Here is a 16,212-nt window from a genome sequence, read left to right as displayed (position 1 = left end):
GCAGGCCGAAGGCCAGGACGACACCTTGCGGGCGGCGTGGATCCGGGCGGCGGCCCACTCCGGGGCCGCCGTGCCGGCATGCATCAATAGGTCAGGTTCACCGACGGCAAGCGCGTGCTTGCGCGGCCGTTGTCGCGCACGGTGGGCGACGTGTCGAGCGGCGCGCTCATCTGGTAGCGCGTGCCGAGGTTCGAATGCACGTTGATTTCGACGGGCTTGCCTTTGTCGCGGTATTCGGTGATTTCGGTGCCGTTCGGGCTGCGCTCGTAAAAGCTCGGCGTGCGCGGAACATTGATTTCGACCTTCGAGCTGACCTCGGCGGCCGGACGATTGATCTTCGCCAGGTCCGGCAGACCCGCCCGTTCATTGGCGGACTGGGGCGCGCCGGGGGGCGGAGTGTCATCGACAGGCTGGGCAGCCATCGCGGCGTTGCCAAAGGCGAGGGCCAGTGCAACGGCGACGGGAAGGAGCGGCTTCATGGTGATTCTCCGATAGGGTGCCCCGATTCTAGCAAATCCAGCCTGCCCATCGGGCGCGATCGCCTTATTTTGCGCCGCTTTCGCGCGGCGTGCCCGCAATCTTGCGAGCCGCGTGCGAGCGTGTGTTGCGACGCTGCCAGGTCATTTGGCGATCACGCGTTCCGTGGTAATGTCGCCTCATCAATCGAGGCGAATGAAGATGAACAACGATACCAATCAACGCGCGGTGCAGACTCCCGCCAACAGCTTCCCGACCGAATCCTTCGACGACGCGACCGAGGCCGTTACCCGCCTCTCGGCGATCTACGAAGCGAACACTTCGTTCTTGCGCGACGCCTTCGCGCGCTATCGCCGCAACGAACTGTTCCCGAGCCGCGTGCGCGCCTGCTATCCCTTCGTGCGCGTGTGCACCGAGGTCAACACGCATATCGACTCGCGCCGCTCGTATGGTTTCGTCGCGGGTCCGGGCGTGTTCGAGACGACCGTTACGCGCCCTGACCTGTTTGGCAATTACTATCGCGAGCAATTGCGCCTGCTGGCGAAGAACCATCACGTGAAGATCGAAGTCGGCGTGTCGGATCAGCCGATTCCGATTCATTTCGCGTTCGCCGAGGGCATCCACCTCGAAGGCGATCTGGATCGCGAGCGTCTGTTCCTGATGCGCGATGTGTTCGACACGCCCGACCTCGCGCTGCTCGACGACCGCATCGTCAACGGCACCTATGAGCCGCAGCCGGGCGAGCCGCATCCGCTCGCGCTGTTCACGGCGGCGCGGGTCGATTTCTCGCTGCACCGGCTGAAGCACTACACGGCCACGTCGCCCACGCATTGCCAGAACTACGTGCTGTACACGAACTACCAGTTCTATATCGACGAGTTCGTCAAACTCGGCCGCACGATGATGGCCCATACCGACGACGAAGAACTGCGCGCCTATCGCAGCGAATACACCTCGTTCGTCGAGCCTGGCGACGTGGTCACGTACAACGAGAACCTCGGCGAGCAGGCGCAGGAAGGCACCGCTCCGCCGCGCCTGCCGCAGATGCCGGCGTATCACCTGAAGCGCGCCGACGGCAGCGGCATCACGATGGTCAACATCGGCGTGGGTCCGTCGAATGCGAAGACCATTACGGATCACATCGCCGTGTTGCGTCCGCATGCGTGGATCATGCTCGGCCACTGCGCAGGCCTGCGCAATACACAGCGTCTCGGCGACTATGTGCTCGCGCACGGCTACGTGCGCGAGGATCACGTGCTCGACGACGACCTGCCGCTGTGGGTGCCGATTCCGGCGCTCGCCGAAGTGCAGGTCGCGCTGGAACGCGCGGTCGCGCAGGTTACGCAACTGGACGGCGTCGAATTGAAGCGTGTGATGCGCACGGGCACGGTGGCAAGTGTGGACAACCGTAACTGGGAATTGCGCGATCACCGCGAGCCGGTGCAGCGGCTGTCGCAAAGCCGCGCGATTGCGCTCGACATGGAAAGCGCGACGATCGCCGCCAATGGCTTCCGTTTCCGCGTGCCTTACGGCACCTTGCTCTGCGTGTCGGACAAGCCGTTGCATGGCGAGCTCAAGCTGCCGGGCATGGCCGATCAGTTCTATCGCGCGCAGGTCGATCAGCATCTGCAGATCGGCGTGAAGGCGATGGAGCTATTGCGGATGAACGGGCTGCATCGTTTGCATAGCCGCAAGCTGCGCAGCTTCGCGGAAGTGGCGTTCCAGTAAGCGCCTTTTCACAAGCGGGCAAGGCGAGCGCAGGTTCGGCTCGCCTTTGTTCGATCAAAGCTGCCCGAAGCCGGTCAGCCCGATCAAACTGCCGGCTGCCAGCAGCCACAGTGGATGAATGCGCGTCTTCATCGCCATCACGGCGGTGAAGGCGGTAATCGCCCATGCAATGGCCGTCGGGTTCGACGCTTCGGCAATCAGCGCCGCGCTCGCGGCGACAATGCCGGCAGTCACCGGCACCAGTCCCAATTGCGCGTAACGACGCCACGGGCGGTCCTTGAATCGCTCCCACGCATGCATGGCGAGGATCGTCACGAGCGACGACGGCCCGAACTTTGCCACCGAGGTCACCAGCATGCCCGCCCAACCGGCCACATGCCAGCCGACCAGCGTAACGATCATCAGATTCGGACCGGGCGCCGCTTGCGCGAGCGCGAACAGGGCGCTGAATTCGCTGGCCGGCATCCAGTGATGCACATCCACCACTTGCCGCTGCATCTCCGGAAGAATCGTGTTGCCGCCGCCGAACGCCAGTAGCGAAAGCTGGCTGAAAATAACGGCGAGGGAAATGAGCGTGTCGTTCATCGTGCGCTCCGCGAGGCGATGTAAATGCTGAGCGGCGTCAGCACGAGCATGGTGGGCAGAAGCGGTAGACGCATGATCGCAATCGCAATGAAGCCGAGCGCTGCGATAAGCGCGGCCATCGGACTATGCCGTAACGGCAGCAGGATTTTCACGGCCATCGAGATCAGCAGGCCGGCAGCCGCTGCGGCAAGACCGGCAAACAGATGGCGAACGTGCGGGTCGTTCTGCGTGTGTTCGTACAGCACGCCAAGGCCGATCACCACCAGCGACGGTCCCGCGATCAGTCCGAGGAGGCCGGCCAGTGCGCCCGGCACGCCGCGAAAGCGCATGCCCATTGCTACCGAGAGATTGATCACGTTGCCGCCCGGTAAAAACTGGCATAGGCCGAGCAGGTCGGTGAATTCGTCGGCGCTCAGCCAGCGGCGTTGTTCGACCAGCGCGCGCCGCGCCAGCGGCAGTGCGCCGCCGAACGAGATCAGCCCGAGGCCGAGAAAGCCGCCGAAGATTTCCCGCACGGTGGGCGTGGGCGCCAGCGCGGGCTCGGACAAGGTGAGATCGTGGTCCATGTCGGTTCGCTTCCAGTTCAAGCTCAGGAGGTTAGCGCCGAACCCGCGGCGGGCAAAACGATTTTTGAGCGCCGGCTTGTGATCTAGAATCACAAGCATGGCCCGTAACCTCCCTCCTTTTCCGGCGCTGCGCGCCTTCGAAGCCGCGGCGCGGCATGAAAGCTTCACCGCCGCGGCGACCGAGCTGCATGTGACGCATGGTGCAATCAGCCGGCAGGTCGCGGCTTTCGAAACGTGGCTCGGCGTGCAGGTGTTTCAGCGTCGCGGCAAACGCGTGCGCCTGACCGAAGAAGGGCGCCGCTACCTGTCCACCGTTCAGGCCGCGTTCGACAGCATCGCGCGTGCAACGGACCAATTGCGCGACACCGGCGTCGTCCATGTGCTGCGCGTGAATGCGTTGCCCACGTTCGCGATGAAATGGCTGCTGCCGCGCCTGCATCAGTTCCAGCGCAAGGTGCCGAATGTGGAGTTGAGACTGTCGACCTCGAACGCGCCGGTCGACACTCTGGACGGCTTCGACGTTGCGGTTCGTCGCGGTCCCGCACACTGGCCCAACTGCGTGAGCGGCCATTTTCTGGGCGAAAGCGAGATTCCCGTGTGCAGTCCGGCGCTATTGCAGCGCTCGCCGATCAACGTCGCCGACGATCTCGCGCGGCACGTGCTGCTGCATTCCGACACGCGGCCGGATGCCTGGAGCAACTGGTTATCGGCGGCCGGCGTGATGGTGAAATGCCGCAAGAAGCAATCGTTCGATCACTTCTATCTGGCCTTGCAGGCCGCGGTGGACGGCCTCGGTGTCGCGCTCGGTCCGCTGCCCCTGCTCTCGGATGAGCTGGCGTCGGGTCGGCTCGTGGTGCCGCTGGCGGCCCCGCGCATCGATGCACGCGGCTATTGGTGGGTCGCACGGCGCGAGGTCGCGCATGCGCCGCTAGTCGAGCAGTTCTGCGAATGGTTGCAAGCGCAAGGCGATCAAACCCGCGAAAAGGAAACGGGCAGCCTCGAGGCTACCCGTTAGTGATCTGCGTGTTCATGGCGCATGGAGTTGCATTCGCTTCGCGCCGCAGCGCGAAGCGTGCAGACTCACAGATAGAACATCCGGTCTTCATCCGACTTGGTCGGCTGCGGCTCGGTTTCTTCGCGGTCTTCATAGAACTTCAGCACCGCTTCGAGCACCTGGTCCGGATCGTCGATGACCTGCATCAGGTCCATGTCGGCCGGGTTGATCAGGCCCATGGGCGTGAGCGAGTTCTTGAACCACGCAAGCAGGCCTTCCCAGAACTCCGCGCCCACCAGAATGATCGGCACATGACGCGACTTCTTGGTCTGGATGAGCGTGAGCACTTCGGCAAGTTCGTCCAGCGTGCCGAAGCCGCCGGGCATGACGATCACGGCGTCCGAGTTCTTCACGAACGTGACCTTGCGCGTGAAGAAATGGCGGAAGCGCAGCGAGATGTCTTGCCATTGATTGCCCGATTGCTCGTGCGGCAATTCGATGTTCAGACCGACCGACGGGGCCTTGCCCGCATGAGCGCCCTTGTTGGCCGCCTCCATGATGCCCGGGCCGCCGCCCGAGATCACCGCAAAGCCGGCGTCGGACAACTTGCGCGCGATTTGCGTGGCAAGTTTGTAGTAGGGCGAGTTCGGTTTCAGGCGAGCCGAACCATAGATGCTGACAGCCGGGCGAATCTCCGAGAGGTACTCGGTCGCCTCGATAAACTCTGCCATAATCGTGAACATCTGCCACGATGCGCGGGCCTTTTTGGCCGTTGCGCGCTCTTGATCTGCGAGTGATCGCAGACTCGGAATCACTTTTCTCTTAGTCATAATGCCTGAAGAACGAAGCCTTGAAGGTAAGACCCTGCTATTGGTCGACGGTTCGAGTTATCTGTACCGGGCCTACCATGCGATGCCTGATCTGCGCAGCCCCGACGGTGGTCCGACAGGTGCGCTCTACGGGATGATCAACATGCTGCGGCGCATGCGCAAGGAAGTCACAGCAGAGTATAGCGCGTGCGTGTTCGACGCCAAGGGCAAAACGTTTCGCGACGACTGGTATCCCGACTATAAGGCGAATCGCCCGTCCATGCCGGACGATCTCTCGCGTCAGATCGAGCCGATTCATGTGGCCGTGCGCGCGCTCGGCTGGCCGTTGCTGATGATAGAAGGTGTCGAGGCCGACGACGTGATCGGCACGCTCAGCACCGAAGCGGAAAAGCGTGGCATGAATGTGATCGTGTCGACGGGTGACAAGGATCTGGCGCAGCTTGTGTCGGATCATGTCACCCTCATCAATACGATGACTAACGAAACGCTCGACCGCGCCGGTGTGCTCGCCAAGTTCGGCGTGCCGCCGGAGCGCATTGTCGACTACCTGTCGTTGATCGGCGATACCGTCGACAACGTGCCGGGCGTCGAGAAATGCGGGCCGAAAACAGCGATCAAATGGCTGACGCAATTCGAGTCGCTGGATGGCATCGTCGCACATGCGGACGAAATTAAAGGTGCGGTAGGAGACAATTTGCGCCGTGCGCTCGATTTTCTGCCAATGGCGAAGAAACTCGTCACGGTGGATCGCAACTGCGATATGACCGACCATATCGTGTCGATCGAGGAAAGCCTGCAAAGCCGGCCGGAATCGCGCGAGGAATTGCGCGAGGTGTTCACGCGCCACGGCTTCAAGACGTGGCTGCGCGAAGTGGAGATCGCGGACGCCGTGGAAGGTCCGGAAACGGACGTGGCGCCTGCTTTGTCGGTGGATCACGAGCGCCATTACGACACCGTGCAGACGTGGGAGCAATTCGACGCGTGGTTCGAGAGGATCAACGCGGCCGAGTTGACCTCCTTCGATACGGAAACCACCTCGCTCGACCCCATGGTCGCGCAGATCGTGGGGCTGTCGTTGTCGGTCGAGGCAGGCCGTGCGGCCTATGTGCCGCTCGCGCATCGCGGCCCGGACGCTCCCGTGCAATTGCCGCGCGACGAAGTGCTCGCAAAGCTCAAGCCGTGGCTCGAAAGCGCGCAGCACAAGAAGGTCGGCCAGCATCTCAAGTACGACGAGCAGGTGCTGGCGAACTACGGCATCGAAATGCGCGGTATCGAACACGACACGCTGCTGCAATCGTACGTGGTCGAATCGCATCGCACGCACGACATGGACAGCCTCGCACTGCGTCATCTCGGTGTGAAGACGATCAAGTACGAAGAGGTGGCGGGCAAGGGCGCGGGGCAGATCGGCTTCGACGAAGTCGCGTTGGACAAGGCCGCGGAATACGCAGCGGAAGACGCCGACATCACCTTGCGGCTGCACCAGGTGCTGTACCCGCAGGTGGCGGCGGAGAAAACGCTCGAGTACGTCTATCGCGACATCGAACTGCCCACCTCGCGCGTGCTGCGGAAGATGGAACGCACGGGCGTGCTGATCGACGCGGAGAAGCTGCGTCAGCAAAGCAGCGAAATCGCCACGCGTCTCATTCAGCTGGAAAGCGAGGCGTATGTGCTGGCCGGCGGCGAATTTAATCTGGGTTCGCCGAAGCAGATCGGGCAGATCTTCTTCGAGAAGCTGGAGTTGCCGGTGGTCAAGAAGACCCCGAGCGGCGCACCGTCCACGGACGAAGAAGTGCTGCAAAAACTCGCGGAAGACTTTCCGCTGCCGAAGATCCTGCTCGAACATCGTGGCCTGTCGAAACTGAAATCGACCTACACGGACAAGCTGCCGCGCATGGTCAACGCCACCACGGGCCGCGTGCATACGAACTATGCGCAGGCCGTGGCAGTGACGGGACGTTTGGCATCGAACGATCCGAACTTGCAGAACATTCCCGTCCGTACCGGCGAAGGCCGCCGTATTCGCGAAGCGTTTATTGCACCGCCGGGGCACAAGCTGGTCTCCGCGGACTACTCGCAGATCGAATTACGCATCATGGCGCACATTTCGGGCGACGAATCGTTGCTGCGTTCGTTCTCGCAAGGGGAAGACATTCACCGCGCCACCGCGGCGGAAATCTTCAGCGTGACGCCGCTCGAAGTCTCGAACGACCAGCGCCGCGTAGCCAAGGTCATCAACTTTGGTCTGATCTACGGCATGAGTTCGTTCGGGCTCGCCTCGAACCTCGGCATCACGCGCGACGCGGCCAAGCTCTATATCGACCGCTATTTCGCGCGTTATCCGGGTGTGGCGCGTTATATGGACGAAACGCGCGTGAGCGCGAAGGCCAAGGGTTATGTCGAAACGGTGTTCGGCCGCCGCCTGTGGCTGCCCGAGATCAACGGCGGCAACGGTCCGCGCCGTCAGGCCGCCGAGCGCGCCGCGATCAACGCGCCGATGCAAGGCACGGCCGCCGATCTGATCAAGCTCTCGATGATCGCGGTGCAGAAATGGATCGAAGATTCGAAGATCGGTACGCGCATGATCATGCAGGTGCATGACGAACTGATTCTAGAGGTACCGGACGCGGAATTGTCCGACGTGCGCAAGCGCTTGCCCGAGTTGATGTGCGGTGTCGCCGACCTGAAGGTGCCGCTGGTCGCCGAGGTGGGCGCCGGCCTGAACTGGGAAGAAGCGCATTGACTTGCGTATGACGGGGCGCGATATCGTCGTGCGCATGTCACACATGCGCATTGATGGCTTGTGACAACCCGTGTTGCTCGCGGACAATCGCTCAAAGGCGGCGCGCTCGGGTGAGATATCGTGCGCGTCGCGGCGACGCATAACCCATCGGCAAACACGGAGAGTTCAATGCATCGTTTTATCGTCGTTGGCGGAGGCGCGGGGGGACTGGAACTGGCGACGCGTTTGGGCGATCGCTACGCACCCCACAAGAACAAGGGCAGCGTGCGGGCGCAGGTCACGCTCGTCGACCGGAATCCGACGCATATCTGGAAGCCGCTGTTGCACGAAGTGGCGGCCGGTAGCATGGACCCCTTCACGCAGGAACTCGAATATGCGGCGCAAGCGCGCTGGCATGGCTTCGAATTTCAGCAGGGCGAACTGACAGGCCTTGACCGCGCGAACCAGCGCCTCACGCTTGGAACCGTGCTCGACGACGACGGCGCCGAACTGCTACCCGAACGAGAGCTTGAATACGACACGCTGATCATCGCGATCGGCAGCACGACCGCATTCTTCGGCGTAAAGGGTGCGCCCGAATTCTCCCTTGCGCTCGACACGGTCAGTCAGGCCGAGCGTTTCCGCAAACGCCTGATCGCGGCCTGCATGCGTGCCGAACACCAGGTGCACGAGCCCGTCGAATCGGGTCCGGGCACGTCGTCCACGGGCGAGCCGCGGATTCAGGTGGCGATTGTCGGCGGCGGCGCAACGGGGGTGGAACTGTCGGCGGAATTGCGCAACACCGCGCAGGTGCTGTCCGCATACGGCCTGCATAAGCTCGATCCGCGGCATGACGTCGGGATCGTGCTGATCGAGGCGGGGCCGCGCATTCTGCCGGCTCTGCAGGAAAGGGTTTCGACAGCTACGGCCGAACTGCTTACCAAGCTCGGTGTGAAGCTGATGATCGGCGAAACCGTGGCCGAAGTCGCGCCGGGCCTGATCCGCACCGCAAGCGGCAAAACCGTGCGCGCCGATTTGACGGTGTGGGCGGCGGGTATCAAGGCGCCGGCGGTGCTGAGCCAGCTCGACGGCCTGCCGGTGAATCGTCTGGGCCAGATCGTCGTGCGCCGCACGCTGCAAACCGAAATCGACGACAACGTTTTCGCGCTTGGCGATTGCGCCGCTTGTCCGTGGCCGGGCAATGAGCGCAACGTGCCGCCGCGCGCGCAGGCGGCTCACCAGCAGGCAAGCTTCCTGATGAAGGCGCTGGCGGCGCGGCTCGATGGCAAGCCATTGCCGGAATTTACCTATCGCGACTTTGGTTCGCTGGTGTCGCTCGGGCATTTCAGCGCCGTCGGCAATCTGATGGGCGGGGTGATCGGCGGCAATATGCTGATCGAAGGGCTGTTCGCGCGCTTCATGTACATGTCGCTGTACCGGCTGCACATCGCCGCGCTGCACGGCTACGCGCGGATGGTGCTCGATACGTTCGCTCACTGGTTACGCCGGACAACGCTGCCGCGGGTCAAGCTCCACTGACTTGGGCTGTGCCGCGCCTGGTCGGCGCCCGGAAACGTTGCTTGTGCAACAGGATGCGTGTCAGGCGTATCCTGTTGCCTCCAACGTTCAACCGAGGAGCGCTGCATGCTGAAACCCGAGATCGACAGCCTGGTCCCGCACGTCCCCTTCGACCGTCGCACTTTCATTAAAGCAGCGCTCGGCACCGGATTCGCCGCCGCCGTGCTGCCGGTATCCGCGCAAACTATCCATACGGACAGCGACGGTCTCGAAGCCGGCGAAGTGGCGGTGCGCTCCGGCGACACGTTGGTGCCGGCGTACCGCGCGCAGCCGAAGGGTAAGACGCACTTGCCGGTGATCATCGTCGTGCACGAGATTTTTGGCGTGCACGAGCATATCGCCGACGTGTGCCGGCGCTTCGCCAAGCAGGGCTATCTCGCGATCGCGCCGAATCTGTACGAGCGGCAGGGTGATCCGACCGTTTATACGAGCATGCAGCAGCTCAACGAGCAACTGGTCAGCAAGGTGCCGGACGATCAGGTTATCGGCGATCTCGACGCGACGGTTGCCTGGGCGGGCGAGCATGGCGGCGATCTGAACCGCCTAGGCGTGAACGGCTTCTGCTGGGGTGGGCGCATTGCATGGCTGTACGCCGAACATAACCCGCGACTGAAGGCGGCCGTCGCCTGGTATGGGCGAGTAACGGGCGCAAAGAACGCGATAACGCCGGCCAATCCTCTCGACGAGGTCGCGCAGCTTCATGCGCCGGTCCTGGGACTCTATGGGTTGCAGGATCAGAGCATTCCGCAGGACACGCTCGAACAGATGAAGCAGGCCATCGCGCAAGGTCCGCAAGTGGGACGCGGTTCGCAGTTCGTCGTGTATGAAGATGCGGGTCACGCGTTTTTCGCGGATTACCGCCCGAGCTACAAAAAGGCCGACGCGGAAGACGGCTGGCGCCGTACGCTGGCGTGGTTCAAGCAGCATGGCGTAGCCTGAACCGCCTGTTTTTTACGCTGACCGGCGAGCCCTCGCGCTCGCGGTTCAAGAAGGCCGTTGCTGCCTGAGCGCGGTTGAACGGCCTTTTTCCAACTTCTCGCCTACCGGGCGCTGACCTTGACGCTCAAGGATTCGGGCCCGTTGCGATGGGCCGCTTCGGATCCGAACTCCACTCGCTCCACGATCCCGCATACAACGCCGCGCCGTGCAGGCCGGCGACTTCCATTGCCAGCGCATTCACGCAGGCCGTCACGCCGGAACCGCATTGCAGTATCACGTGCTCCGGCGGCGTGTCGGCGAGCAGCGCGTGGAATTCCTCGCGCAATGTATGAGCCGGCTTGAAGCGGCTGTCGGCGGTGAGGTTGTCCTTGAAGAAGCGGTTGAGCGCGCCGGGAATGTGGCCGCCGACACGATCCAGCGTCTCGTTCTCGCCGCGATAGCGGTCGGCCGCGCGCGCGTCGACCACGACCCGTTCCTTCGAGCCCAGATTGCGCTCGACCGTTTGCGCATCGACCGTGACGGACAGCGGCGCGCTGGCTTTGAAGTCGCCGGTGTTCTGGGCGGGCGCGTCCTGCGTCAGCGGATGGCCGCCGGCCTCCCATGCTTGCAGTCCACCGTCGAGCAGCGCGACCGCGTCGTGACCGAGCCAGCGCAGAAGCCACCATGCACGGGCGGCGTACATGCCGCCTTGCGCGTCATAGGCGACGACTTGCTGTCCTTGCTTCAGACCGCGCGACTCCAGCGTCTCCACCAGCCGCGCACGATCCGGCAACGGATGGCGGCCGTTCTGGCCGTTCTTCGGCCCCGACAGGTCGCGATCGAGGTGCAGGTAATGGGCGCCGGGCAGATGCCCGGCCAGATAGGCTTTTTCGCCCGCTTCGGGGTCGGCCAGATCGAAACGGCAATCGATGACGAACACGCTGCCCGGCGCGGCGGCGAGGCGTTCCGCGAGATTGGCCGCGGAGATCAGAGTGGTGTAATGAGTGTGGGGCATGACGTCTCCTCGATACTGGCGATGGCGGCCGAGCTATGTTGTTAGTCTAAACAAAAAAGACGGACCGAAGTCCGTCTTTCCATGCGTGCGTGCTGCCTGAGGAATCCGGGCAGGCGCCAATCAGATCGTGCCGAGTTCACGCCGCAGGAACTCGTGGAAGTGCTGCATGCCATCTTCCATCGGGCTCTGATACGGGCCGACCTGCGATTCGCCGCGATTCATCAGCGCACGGCGGCCAGCGTCCATGCGCTCGGCGATCTCGTCGTCTTCGCGGGCCGTTTCCATGTAGGCGGCGCGCTCGGCTTCGACGAACTCCCGTTCGAACAGCGCGATTTCCTCAGGGTAATAGAACTCCACCACGTTGGTGGTTTTCTGCGGACCGCGCGGAATCAGCCACGACACCACCAGCACATGTGGATACCACTCGATCATGATGCCCGGGTAGTACACCATCCAGATCGCGCCGAATTCCGGCGGATTGCCGCCGCGAAAACGCAGCACTTCGTCGTGCCACTTGCGATACGTCGGGCTGCCCGGCTGCTCCAGATCCTTGTGCACACCGACCGTCTGCACGCTGTACCAGTCGCCGAACTCCCACGTCAGGTCGTCGCAATTGACGAAACTGCCGAGGCCCGGATGGAACGGCGCGACATGATAGTCCTCCAGATAGACCTCGATAAAGGTCTTCCAGTTGTAGTTGCACTCGTGGACTTCGACGTGATCGAACATGAAGCCCGAAAAATCGAAATGTTCTTTGGTGCCAAGACGCGCCAGATCGCGCGCGACGTCGCGCCCCTGTGCTTCGAACAGCAGGCCTTGCCAGTTCTGCAGCGGCGTGGCGCCGAGGTTCAGGCAGGGGTTATCCGCGAAATGCGGCGCACCGAGGAGCTGGCCGTTCAGGTCGTAGGTCCAGCGATGCAGGGGGCAGACGATATTCTCCGTCTGGCCGCGGCCGTTGAGCATGATGGCTTGCCGGTGGCGGCACACGTTCGACAGCAGTTCGACTTGTGACTGCTGGTTACGGACGAGCACACGCCCTTCGCTCTCGCTCGGCAAAGCAAAATAATTCCCCGCTTCGGGCACCATGAGATCGTGGCCGATGTAGCGAGGACCTTTCTTGAAAAGGGTGTCGATTTCGCGCGTTAGAAGCGCTTCGTCAAAGTAAGCCGTGACTGGCAGCTGGCTGTGGACAGACCGCAACTGCAATGCATTGCTCAGATTGGACATTCCCACTCCCGTGAAGACGTGAAAGCAGTGAACAACCCAACCATCGAAGGTTTCGATTTAGGGAGCCCGCGATTATACCCGTTTCCCCTTTCTTGGGGCGCTTAAGTGCCTGATTTGGGTCAAAAATGTCAAGTAAGTTCGACCTTTTCGCCGCAGACCGATCACTTTTTTTCTGCGAGACTGGTAAGGCAGCGGAGGGCCGGAAGGCGGGGCGTAGGGCGGCGAGCGGATCGGAATTGTCGCTTTTGCCGTAGAATGTCCGACTTGTTTTAATTTTGCGACTATTCATGGCGAAGACCGCGTCGAAAGATACTGCTGCCACGCCAGCCGAAGGCGTCGACACTACGCCGCTGCCCGAGAATTACGAGGCCGCTCAGGCGGAGCTGGAGGGGCTGGTTGCGCGCATGGAAAGCGGCAATCTCAGCCTCGAGGAGTCGCTCACCGCCTACCGGCGTGGCGCGGCCCTCGTGGCGTTTTGCCAGCAGCAGCTCGAGAAGGTCGAGCAGCAGGTGCGCGTGCTCGACGGCGAGACGCTCAAGCCGCTGCCCATGAATACCGCAGGCACAGCCGCTACTGAGAGCGGGGACGACCTATGACATTCGAACAATGGATGCGCTCGGTGCTGGAGCGCGTCGAAACGGCACTAGAACATTACCTGCCGACCGAGGCAACCGAGCCCGCCACGCTGCATGAAGCCATGCGCTACGCGGTGTTGGGCGGCGGCAAGCGGGTTCGCCCGCTGCTGTGCCACGCGGCCGGCGAGCTGACCGGCGCGCGCGCCGAATGCCTCGACGCGGCAGCGGCGGCACTGGAGATGATCCATGTGTACTCGCTCGTCCACGACGACATGCCGTGCATGGACGACGACGCGCTGCGTCGCGGCAAGCCCACGGTACACGTCAAGTATGACGAAGCCACGGCATTGCTGGTCGGCGATGCGCTGCAATCGCAGGCGTTCGTCGCGCTGACCTCGGACGTGCTGGCCCCGGCGCAACAGGCCGCGCTCGTGCGCGAACTGGCGCTGGCGAGCGGCTCGATCGGCATGTGCGGCGGGCAGGCTATCGATCTGGCGAGCGTCGGCCACACGCTGACGCGCGTGCAACTCGAAACCATGCACCGCATGAAAACCGGCGCCTTGTTGCGTGCCGCGGTGCGCATGGGCGCGCTCGCGGGCGAAACGCCGAGCGCGGAAGCCATGCGTTCGCTGGACGCATATTCGGCCGCTGTCGGCCTCGCGTTTCAGGTCGTCGACGATATTCTCGACGTGACGACCGATTCCGCGACGCTCGGCAAAACGGCTGGTAAAGACGCGAAGGACGGCAAGCCGACCTACGTGTCGATTATTGGACTCGACGCGTCGCGCGCGCTCGCGGCACAGCTGCGCAGCGATGCCCACGCTGCGCTGGCGCCGTTTGGCGCACGCGCACAGCGTCTTGCCGAATTGGCCGACCTGGTGGTGAACCGGGTTAGCTGAACGCGAAAGCCCGCCGCCGCGCGCCTCCGTCATGGGGCGCATGTATGAAGTGCGGGCGCGTAAGTTTTCCTACAATGGAACGACGATGTACGACTTGCTGAAAACCATTGACGACCCGGCAGCACTGCGCCGCCTCGATCGCCGCCAATTGCAACCGCTTGCCGACGAGTTGCGTGCCTTTGTGCTCGACAGCGTATCGCAGACGGGCGGCCATCTTTCGTCCAACCTCGGCACAGTCGAGTTGACCATTGCGCTGCACTACGTGTTCGACACGCCGCACGACCGGATCGTCTGGGACGTGGGCCATCAAACTTATCCGCACAAGATCCTGACGGGCCGCCGCGACCAGATGCACACGCTGCGTCAGTTGGGTGGCATCTCGGGCTTCCCGAAGCGTGACGAGTCGGAATACGACACCTTCGGCACGGCGCACTCCAGCACGTCGATTTCCGCGGCGCTCGGCATGGCGGTCGCGAGCAAGCTGCAGGGCGACAACCGCATGGGCATCGCCGTGATCGGCGACGGCGCGATGACGGCCGGTATGGCGTTCGAGGCGATGAACAACGCCGGCGTCGAAGACGACGTGCCGTTGCTGGTCATTCTGAACGACAACGACATGTCGATTTCGCCGCCGGTCGGTGCGCTGAATCGCCATCTGGCGCGTTTGATGTCGGGCCGCTTCTACGCCGCCGCGCGTGCGGGCGTCGAGCGCGTGCTGCGTGTCGCGCCGCCCATGCTCGATCTCGCGCGTAAGCTCGAAGAGCACGCGAAGGGCATGATCGTGCCGGCCACGTTGTTCGAAGAGTTCGGCTTCAACTACATCGGTCCGATCGACGGTCACGATCTCGATTCGCTGATCCCGACGCTGCAGAACATCAAGGAACTGCGCGGTCCGCAATTCCTGCACGTGGTGACGAAGAAGGGCCAAGGCTACAAGCTCGCCGAGGCCGATCCGGTGCTGTACCACGGCCCGGGCAAGTTTAATCCGGCCGAGGGCATCAAGCCGGCCACCACGCCGTCGAAGAAAACGTACACGCAGGTGTTCGGCGAATGGCTGTGCGACGCCGCCGAGCTGGACGCGCGTGTGGTCGGCATCACGCCGGCCATGCGCGAGGGCTCGGGCATGGTGGAGTTCGAGAAGCGCTTCCCTGATCGTTACTTCGACGTCGGCATTGCCGAGCAACACGCGGTGACGTTCGCCGGTGGCCTCGCTGCGGACGGCATGAAGCCGGTCGTCGCGATCTACTCGACCTTCCTGCAACGCGCTTACGACCAACTGATTCACGACGTCGCACTGCAGAACCTGCCGGTGGTGTTCGCGATCGACCGCGCGGGCCTCGTCGGCGCGGACGGTGCAACGCACGCCGGCGCTTACGACCTGGCGTTCCTGCGCTGCATCCCGAACATGACGGTGATGGCCGCGTCGGACGAAAACGAATGCCGCCAGATGCTTTACACGGCATTGCAGCAGCCGAATCCGACGGCGGTGCGGTATCCGCGTGGCGCCGGCACGGGTGTTGCCACCGTCAAGCAAATGGCCGCGCTGCCGATCGGCAAGGGTGAGATTCGCCGCGAAACGTCGCAGCCGGCTGGAAAGCGCATTGCGATCCTGGCGTTCGGCACGATGGTCGCGCCGTCGCTGGCAGCGGCCGAGCAACTGGACGCGACGGTCGCGAACATGCGCTTCGTGAAGCCGCTGGACGCCGATCTGGTCCGTCAACTGGCCGAAACGCACGACGCCATCGTCACAGTCGAAGAAGGCTGCGTGATGGGTGGCGCGGGTTCGGCGTGCGTGGAAGCCCTGCTTGCCAGTGGGGTTACTCGGCCGGTACTACAATTGGGCCTCCCCGATCAATTCATCGATCACGGAGATCCGGCCAAGCTGCTCGCCGCGTGTGGTCTCGACGCCGCGGGCATTGCCAAGTCGATCCGCGAGCGTTTTCTGTTGAGCGGCGCAGTCGGCGGCCAGTCGTCGGTGAAGCGCGTCGCTTAAGCGGCGCTGCTTGCTGCGCGGCCGTCATGCTATGGCGGCCATAGCAATCTCCAACTTGAATCGGTGGGCCTTCGGGCCCATTATTCGACGCCGGCAGGGGCCGGC

At 63.2% G+C, this 16,212-nt stretch carries 14 protein-coding genes; 8 read left to right on the top strand and 6 right to left on the bottom strand.

The features are described from left to right. Positions 1-83: 83 nt before the first annotated feature. Entirely contained in the window at positions 84-479 is a 396-nt protein-coding gene (locus P0D68_RS29460; RefSeq protein WP_408183661.1) for a hypothetical protein, read from the bottom strand. A gap of 199 nt (positions 480-678) precedes the next feature. Here P0D68_RS29460 and P0D68_RS29455 point away from each other — a divergent pair, with 199 nt between their 5' ends. After that, the gene (locus tag P0D68_RS29455; RefSeq protein WP_091808998.1) at positions 679-2,205 is read left to right on the top strand and encodes an AMP nucleosidase; all 1,527 of its coding nucleotides are present in this window, start codon (positions 679-681) and stop codon (positions 2,203-2,205) included. 54 nt (positions 2,206-2,259) lie between these two features. Here P0D68_RS29455 and P0D68_RS29450 read toward each other — a convergent pair whose 3' ends face one another. Together P0D68_RS29450 and P0D68_RS29445 are read right to left on the bottom strand one after the other, a co-directional pair. After that, positions 2,260-2,790 (bottom strand): chromate transporter, encoded by a 531-nt coding sequence (locus P0D68_RS29450; protein ID WP_091804741.1) that lies wholly within the window; start codon positions 2,788-2,790, stop codon positions 2,260-2,262. After that, a complete protein-coding gene (locus P0D68_RS29445; RefSeq protein WP_408183664.1) occupies positions 2,787-3,356 on the bottom strand; it encodes a chromate transporter in 570 nt (189 codons plus the stop codon). Before P0D68_RS29445 ends, P0D68_RS29450 begins: the two co-directional genes overlap by 4 nt. Positions 3,357-3,453: 97 nt before the next feature. Here P0D68_RS29445 and P0D68_RS29440 point away from each other — a divergent pair, with 97 nt between their 5' ends. Further along, positions 3,454-4,371, top strand: coding sequence for a transcriptional regulator GcvA (locus tag P0D68_RS29440; protein ID WP_408183666.1), 918 nt, complete (start codon positions 3,454-3,456; stop codon positions 4,369-4,371). A 65-nt stretch (positions 4,372-4,436) separates the two neighbouring features. On the opposite strand, the gene P0D68_RS29435 is transcribed toward P0D68_RS29440, so the two are convergent. Next, on the bottom strand, positions 4,437-5,180 hold the full coding sequence (locus tag P0D68_RS29435; protein ID WP_091804736.1) for an LOG family protein: 744 nt from the start codon (positions 5,178-5,180) through the stop codon (positions 4,437-4,439). Position 5,181: 1 nt separating this feature from the next. Here P0D68_RS29435 and polA point away from each other — a divergent pair, with 1 nt between their 5' ends. From polA to P0D68_RS29420, 3 genes are all read left to right on the top strand, one after another. Further along, positions 5,182-7,923 carry a DNA polymerase I gene (polA, locus tag P0D68_RS29430; RefSeq protein ID WP_408301599.1) on the top strand — a complete coding sequence of 914 codons (2,742 nt, stop codon included), beginning with the start codon at positions 5,182-5,184 and terminating at the stop codon, positions 7,921-7,923. A gap of 168 nt (positions 7,924-8,091) precedes the next feature. Then, positions 8,092-9,441, top strand: a complete 1,350-nt coding sequence (locus tag P0D68_RS29425; RefSeq protein WP_408301597.1) for an NAD(P)/FAD-dependent oxidoreductase — start codon at positions 8,092-8,094, stop codon at positions 9,439-9,441. A 105-nt stretch (positions 9,442-9,546) separates the two neighbouring features. Then, positions 9,547-10,419, top strand: a complete 873-nt coding sequence (locus tag P0D68_RS29420) for a dienelactone hydrolase family protein (RefSeq protein WP_408301595.1) — start codon at positions 9,547-9,549, stop codon at positions 10,417-10,419. A 124-nt stretch (positions 10,420-10,543) separates the two neighbouring features. On the opposite strand, the gene P0D68_RS29415 is transcribed toward P0D68_RS29420, so the two are convergent. Together P0D68_RS29415 and P0D68_RS29410 are read right to left on the bottom strand one after the other, a co-directional pair. Then, entirely contained in the window at positions 10,544-11,413 is an 870-nt protein-coding gene (locus tag P0D68_RS29415) for a sulfurtransferase (protein ID WP_408301593.1), read from the bottom strand. 120 nt (positions 11,414-11,533) lie between these two features. Next, positions 11,534-12,640, bottom strand: coding sequence for an aromatic ring-hydroxylating oxygenase subunit alpha (locus P0D68_RS29410; RefSeq protein WP_091804723.1), 1,107 nt, complete (start codon positions 12,638-12,640; stop codon positions 11,534-11,536). Positions 12,641-12,927: 287 nt separating this feature from the next. Here P0D68_RS29410 and P0D68_RS29405 point away from each other — a divergent pair, with 287 nt between their 5' ends. The 3 genes from P0D68_RS29405 to dxs all read left to right on the top strand — a co-directional run bounded on the left by P0D68_RS29405 (position 12,928) and on the right by dxs (position 16,107). Next, positions 12,928-13,236 carry an exodeoxyribonuclease VII small subunit gene (locus tag P0D68_RS29405; RefSeq protein ID WP_007178839.1) on the top strand — a complete coding sequence of 103 codons (309 nt, stop codon included), beginning with the start codon at positions 12,928-12,930 and terminating at the stop codon, positions 13,234-13,236. Then, a complete protein-coding gene (locus P0D68_RS29400; RefSeq protein ID WP_091804721.1) occupies positions 13,233-14,114 on the top strand; it encodes a polyprenyl synthetase family protein in 882 nt (293 codons plus the stop codon). The genes P0D68_RS29405 and P0D68_RS29400 overlap by 4 nt, the downstream gene beginning before the upstream one ends. Positions 14,115-14,199: 85 nt before the next feature. Next, positions 14,200-16,107 (top strand): 1-deoxy-D-xylulose-5-phosphate synthase, encoded by a 1,908-nt coding sequence (gene dxs / locus P0D68_RS29395; RefSeq protein WP_091804719.1) that lies wholly within the window; start codon positions 14,200-14,202, stop codon positions 16,105-16,107. Positions 16,108-16,212 lie beyond the last annotated feature (105 nt).

This window comes from Paraburkholderia sp. RL17-380-BIE-A, assembly GCF_046028085.1.
In the GTDB taxonomy this organism is placed as follows: domain Bacteria; phylum Pseudomonadota; class Gammaproteobacteria; order Burkholderiales; family Burkholderiaceae; genus Paraburkholderia.
Note: the sequence above shows the minus strand (reverse complement) of the source record. Positions and strands in the feature narration are given on the sequence as shown.

What these genes read in the sequence shown, in the direction of transcription:
- P0D68_RS29460 (WP_408183661.1), bottom strand. Translation starts at nt 479, where the DNA reads ATGAAGCCGCTCCTTCCCGTCGCCGTTGCACTGGCCCTCGCCTTTGGC.
- P0D68_RS29455 (WP_091808998.1), top strand. Translation starts at nt 679, where the DNA reads ATGAACAACGATACCAATCAACGCGCGGTGCAGACTCCCGCCAACAGC.
- P0D68_RS29450 (WP_091804741.1), bottom strand. Translation starts at nt 2,790, where the DNA reads ATGAACGACACGCTCATTTCCCTCGCCGTTATTTTCAGCCAGCTTTCG.
- P0D68_RS29445 (WP_408183664.1), bottom strand. Translation starts at nt 3,356, where the DNA reads ATGGACCACGATCTCACCTTGTCCGAGCCCGCGCTGGCGCCCACGCCC.
- P0D68_RS29440 (WP_408183666.1), top strand. Translation starts at nt 3,454, where the DNA reads ATGGCCCGTAACCTCCCTCCTTTTCCGGCGCTGCGCGCCTTCGAAGCC.
- P0D68_RS29435 (WP_091804736.1), bottom strand. Translation starts at nt 5,180, where the DNA reads ATGACTAAGAGAAAAGTGATTCCGAGTCTGCGATCACTCGCAGATCAA.
- polA (WP_408301599.1), top strand. Translation starts at nt 5,182, where the DNA reads ATGCCTGAAGAACGAAGCCTTGAAGGTAAGACCCTGCTATTGGTCGAC.
- P0D68_RS29425 (WP_408301597.1), top strand. Translation starts at nt 8,092, where the DNA reads ATGCATCGTTTTATCGTCGTTGGCGGAGGCGCGGGGGGACTGGAACTG.
- P0D68_RS29420 (WP_408301595.1), top strand. Translation starts at nt 9,547, where the DNA reads ATGCTGAAACCCGAGATCGACAGCCTGGTCCCGCACGTCCCCTTCGAC.
- P0D68_RS29415 (WP_408301593.1), bottom strand. Translation starts at nt 11,413, where the DNA reads ATGCCCCACACTCATTACACCACTCTGATCTCCGCGGCCAATCTCGCG.
- P0D68_RS29410 (WP_091804723.1), bottom strand. Translation starts at nt 12,640, where the DNA reads ATGTCCAATCTGAGCAATGCATTGCAGTTGCGGTCTGTCCACAGCCAG.
- P0D68_RS29405 (WP_007178839.1), top strand. Translation starts at nt 12,928, where the DNA reads ATGGCGAAGACCGCGTCGAAAGATACTGCTGCCACGCCAGCCGAAGGC.
- P0D68_RS29400 (WP_091804721.1), top strand. Translation starts at nt 13,233, where the DNA reads ATGACATTCGAACAATGGATGCGCTCGGTGCTGGAGCGCGTCGAAACG.
- dxs (WP_091804719.1), top strand. Translation starts at nt 14,200, where the DNA reads ATGTACGACTTGCTGAAAACCATTGACGACCCGGCAGCACTGCGCCGC.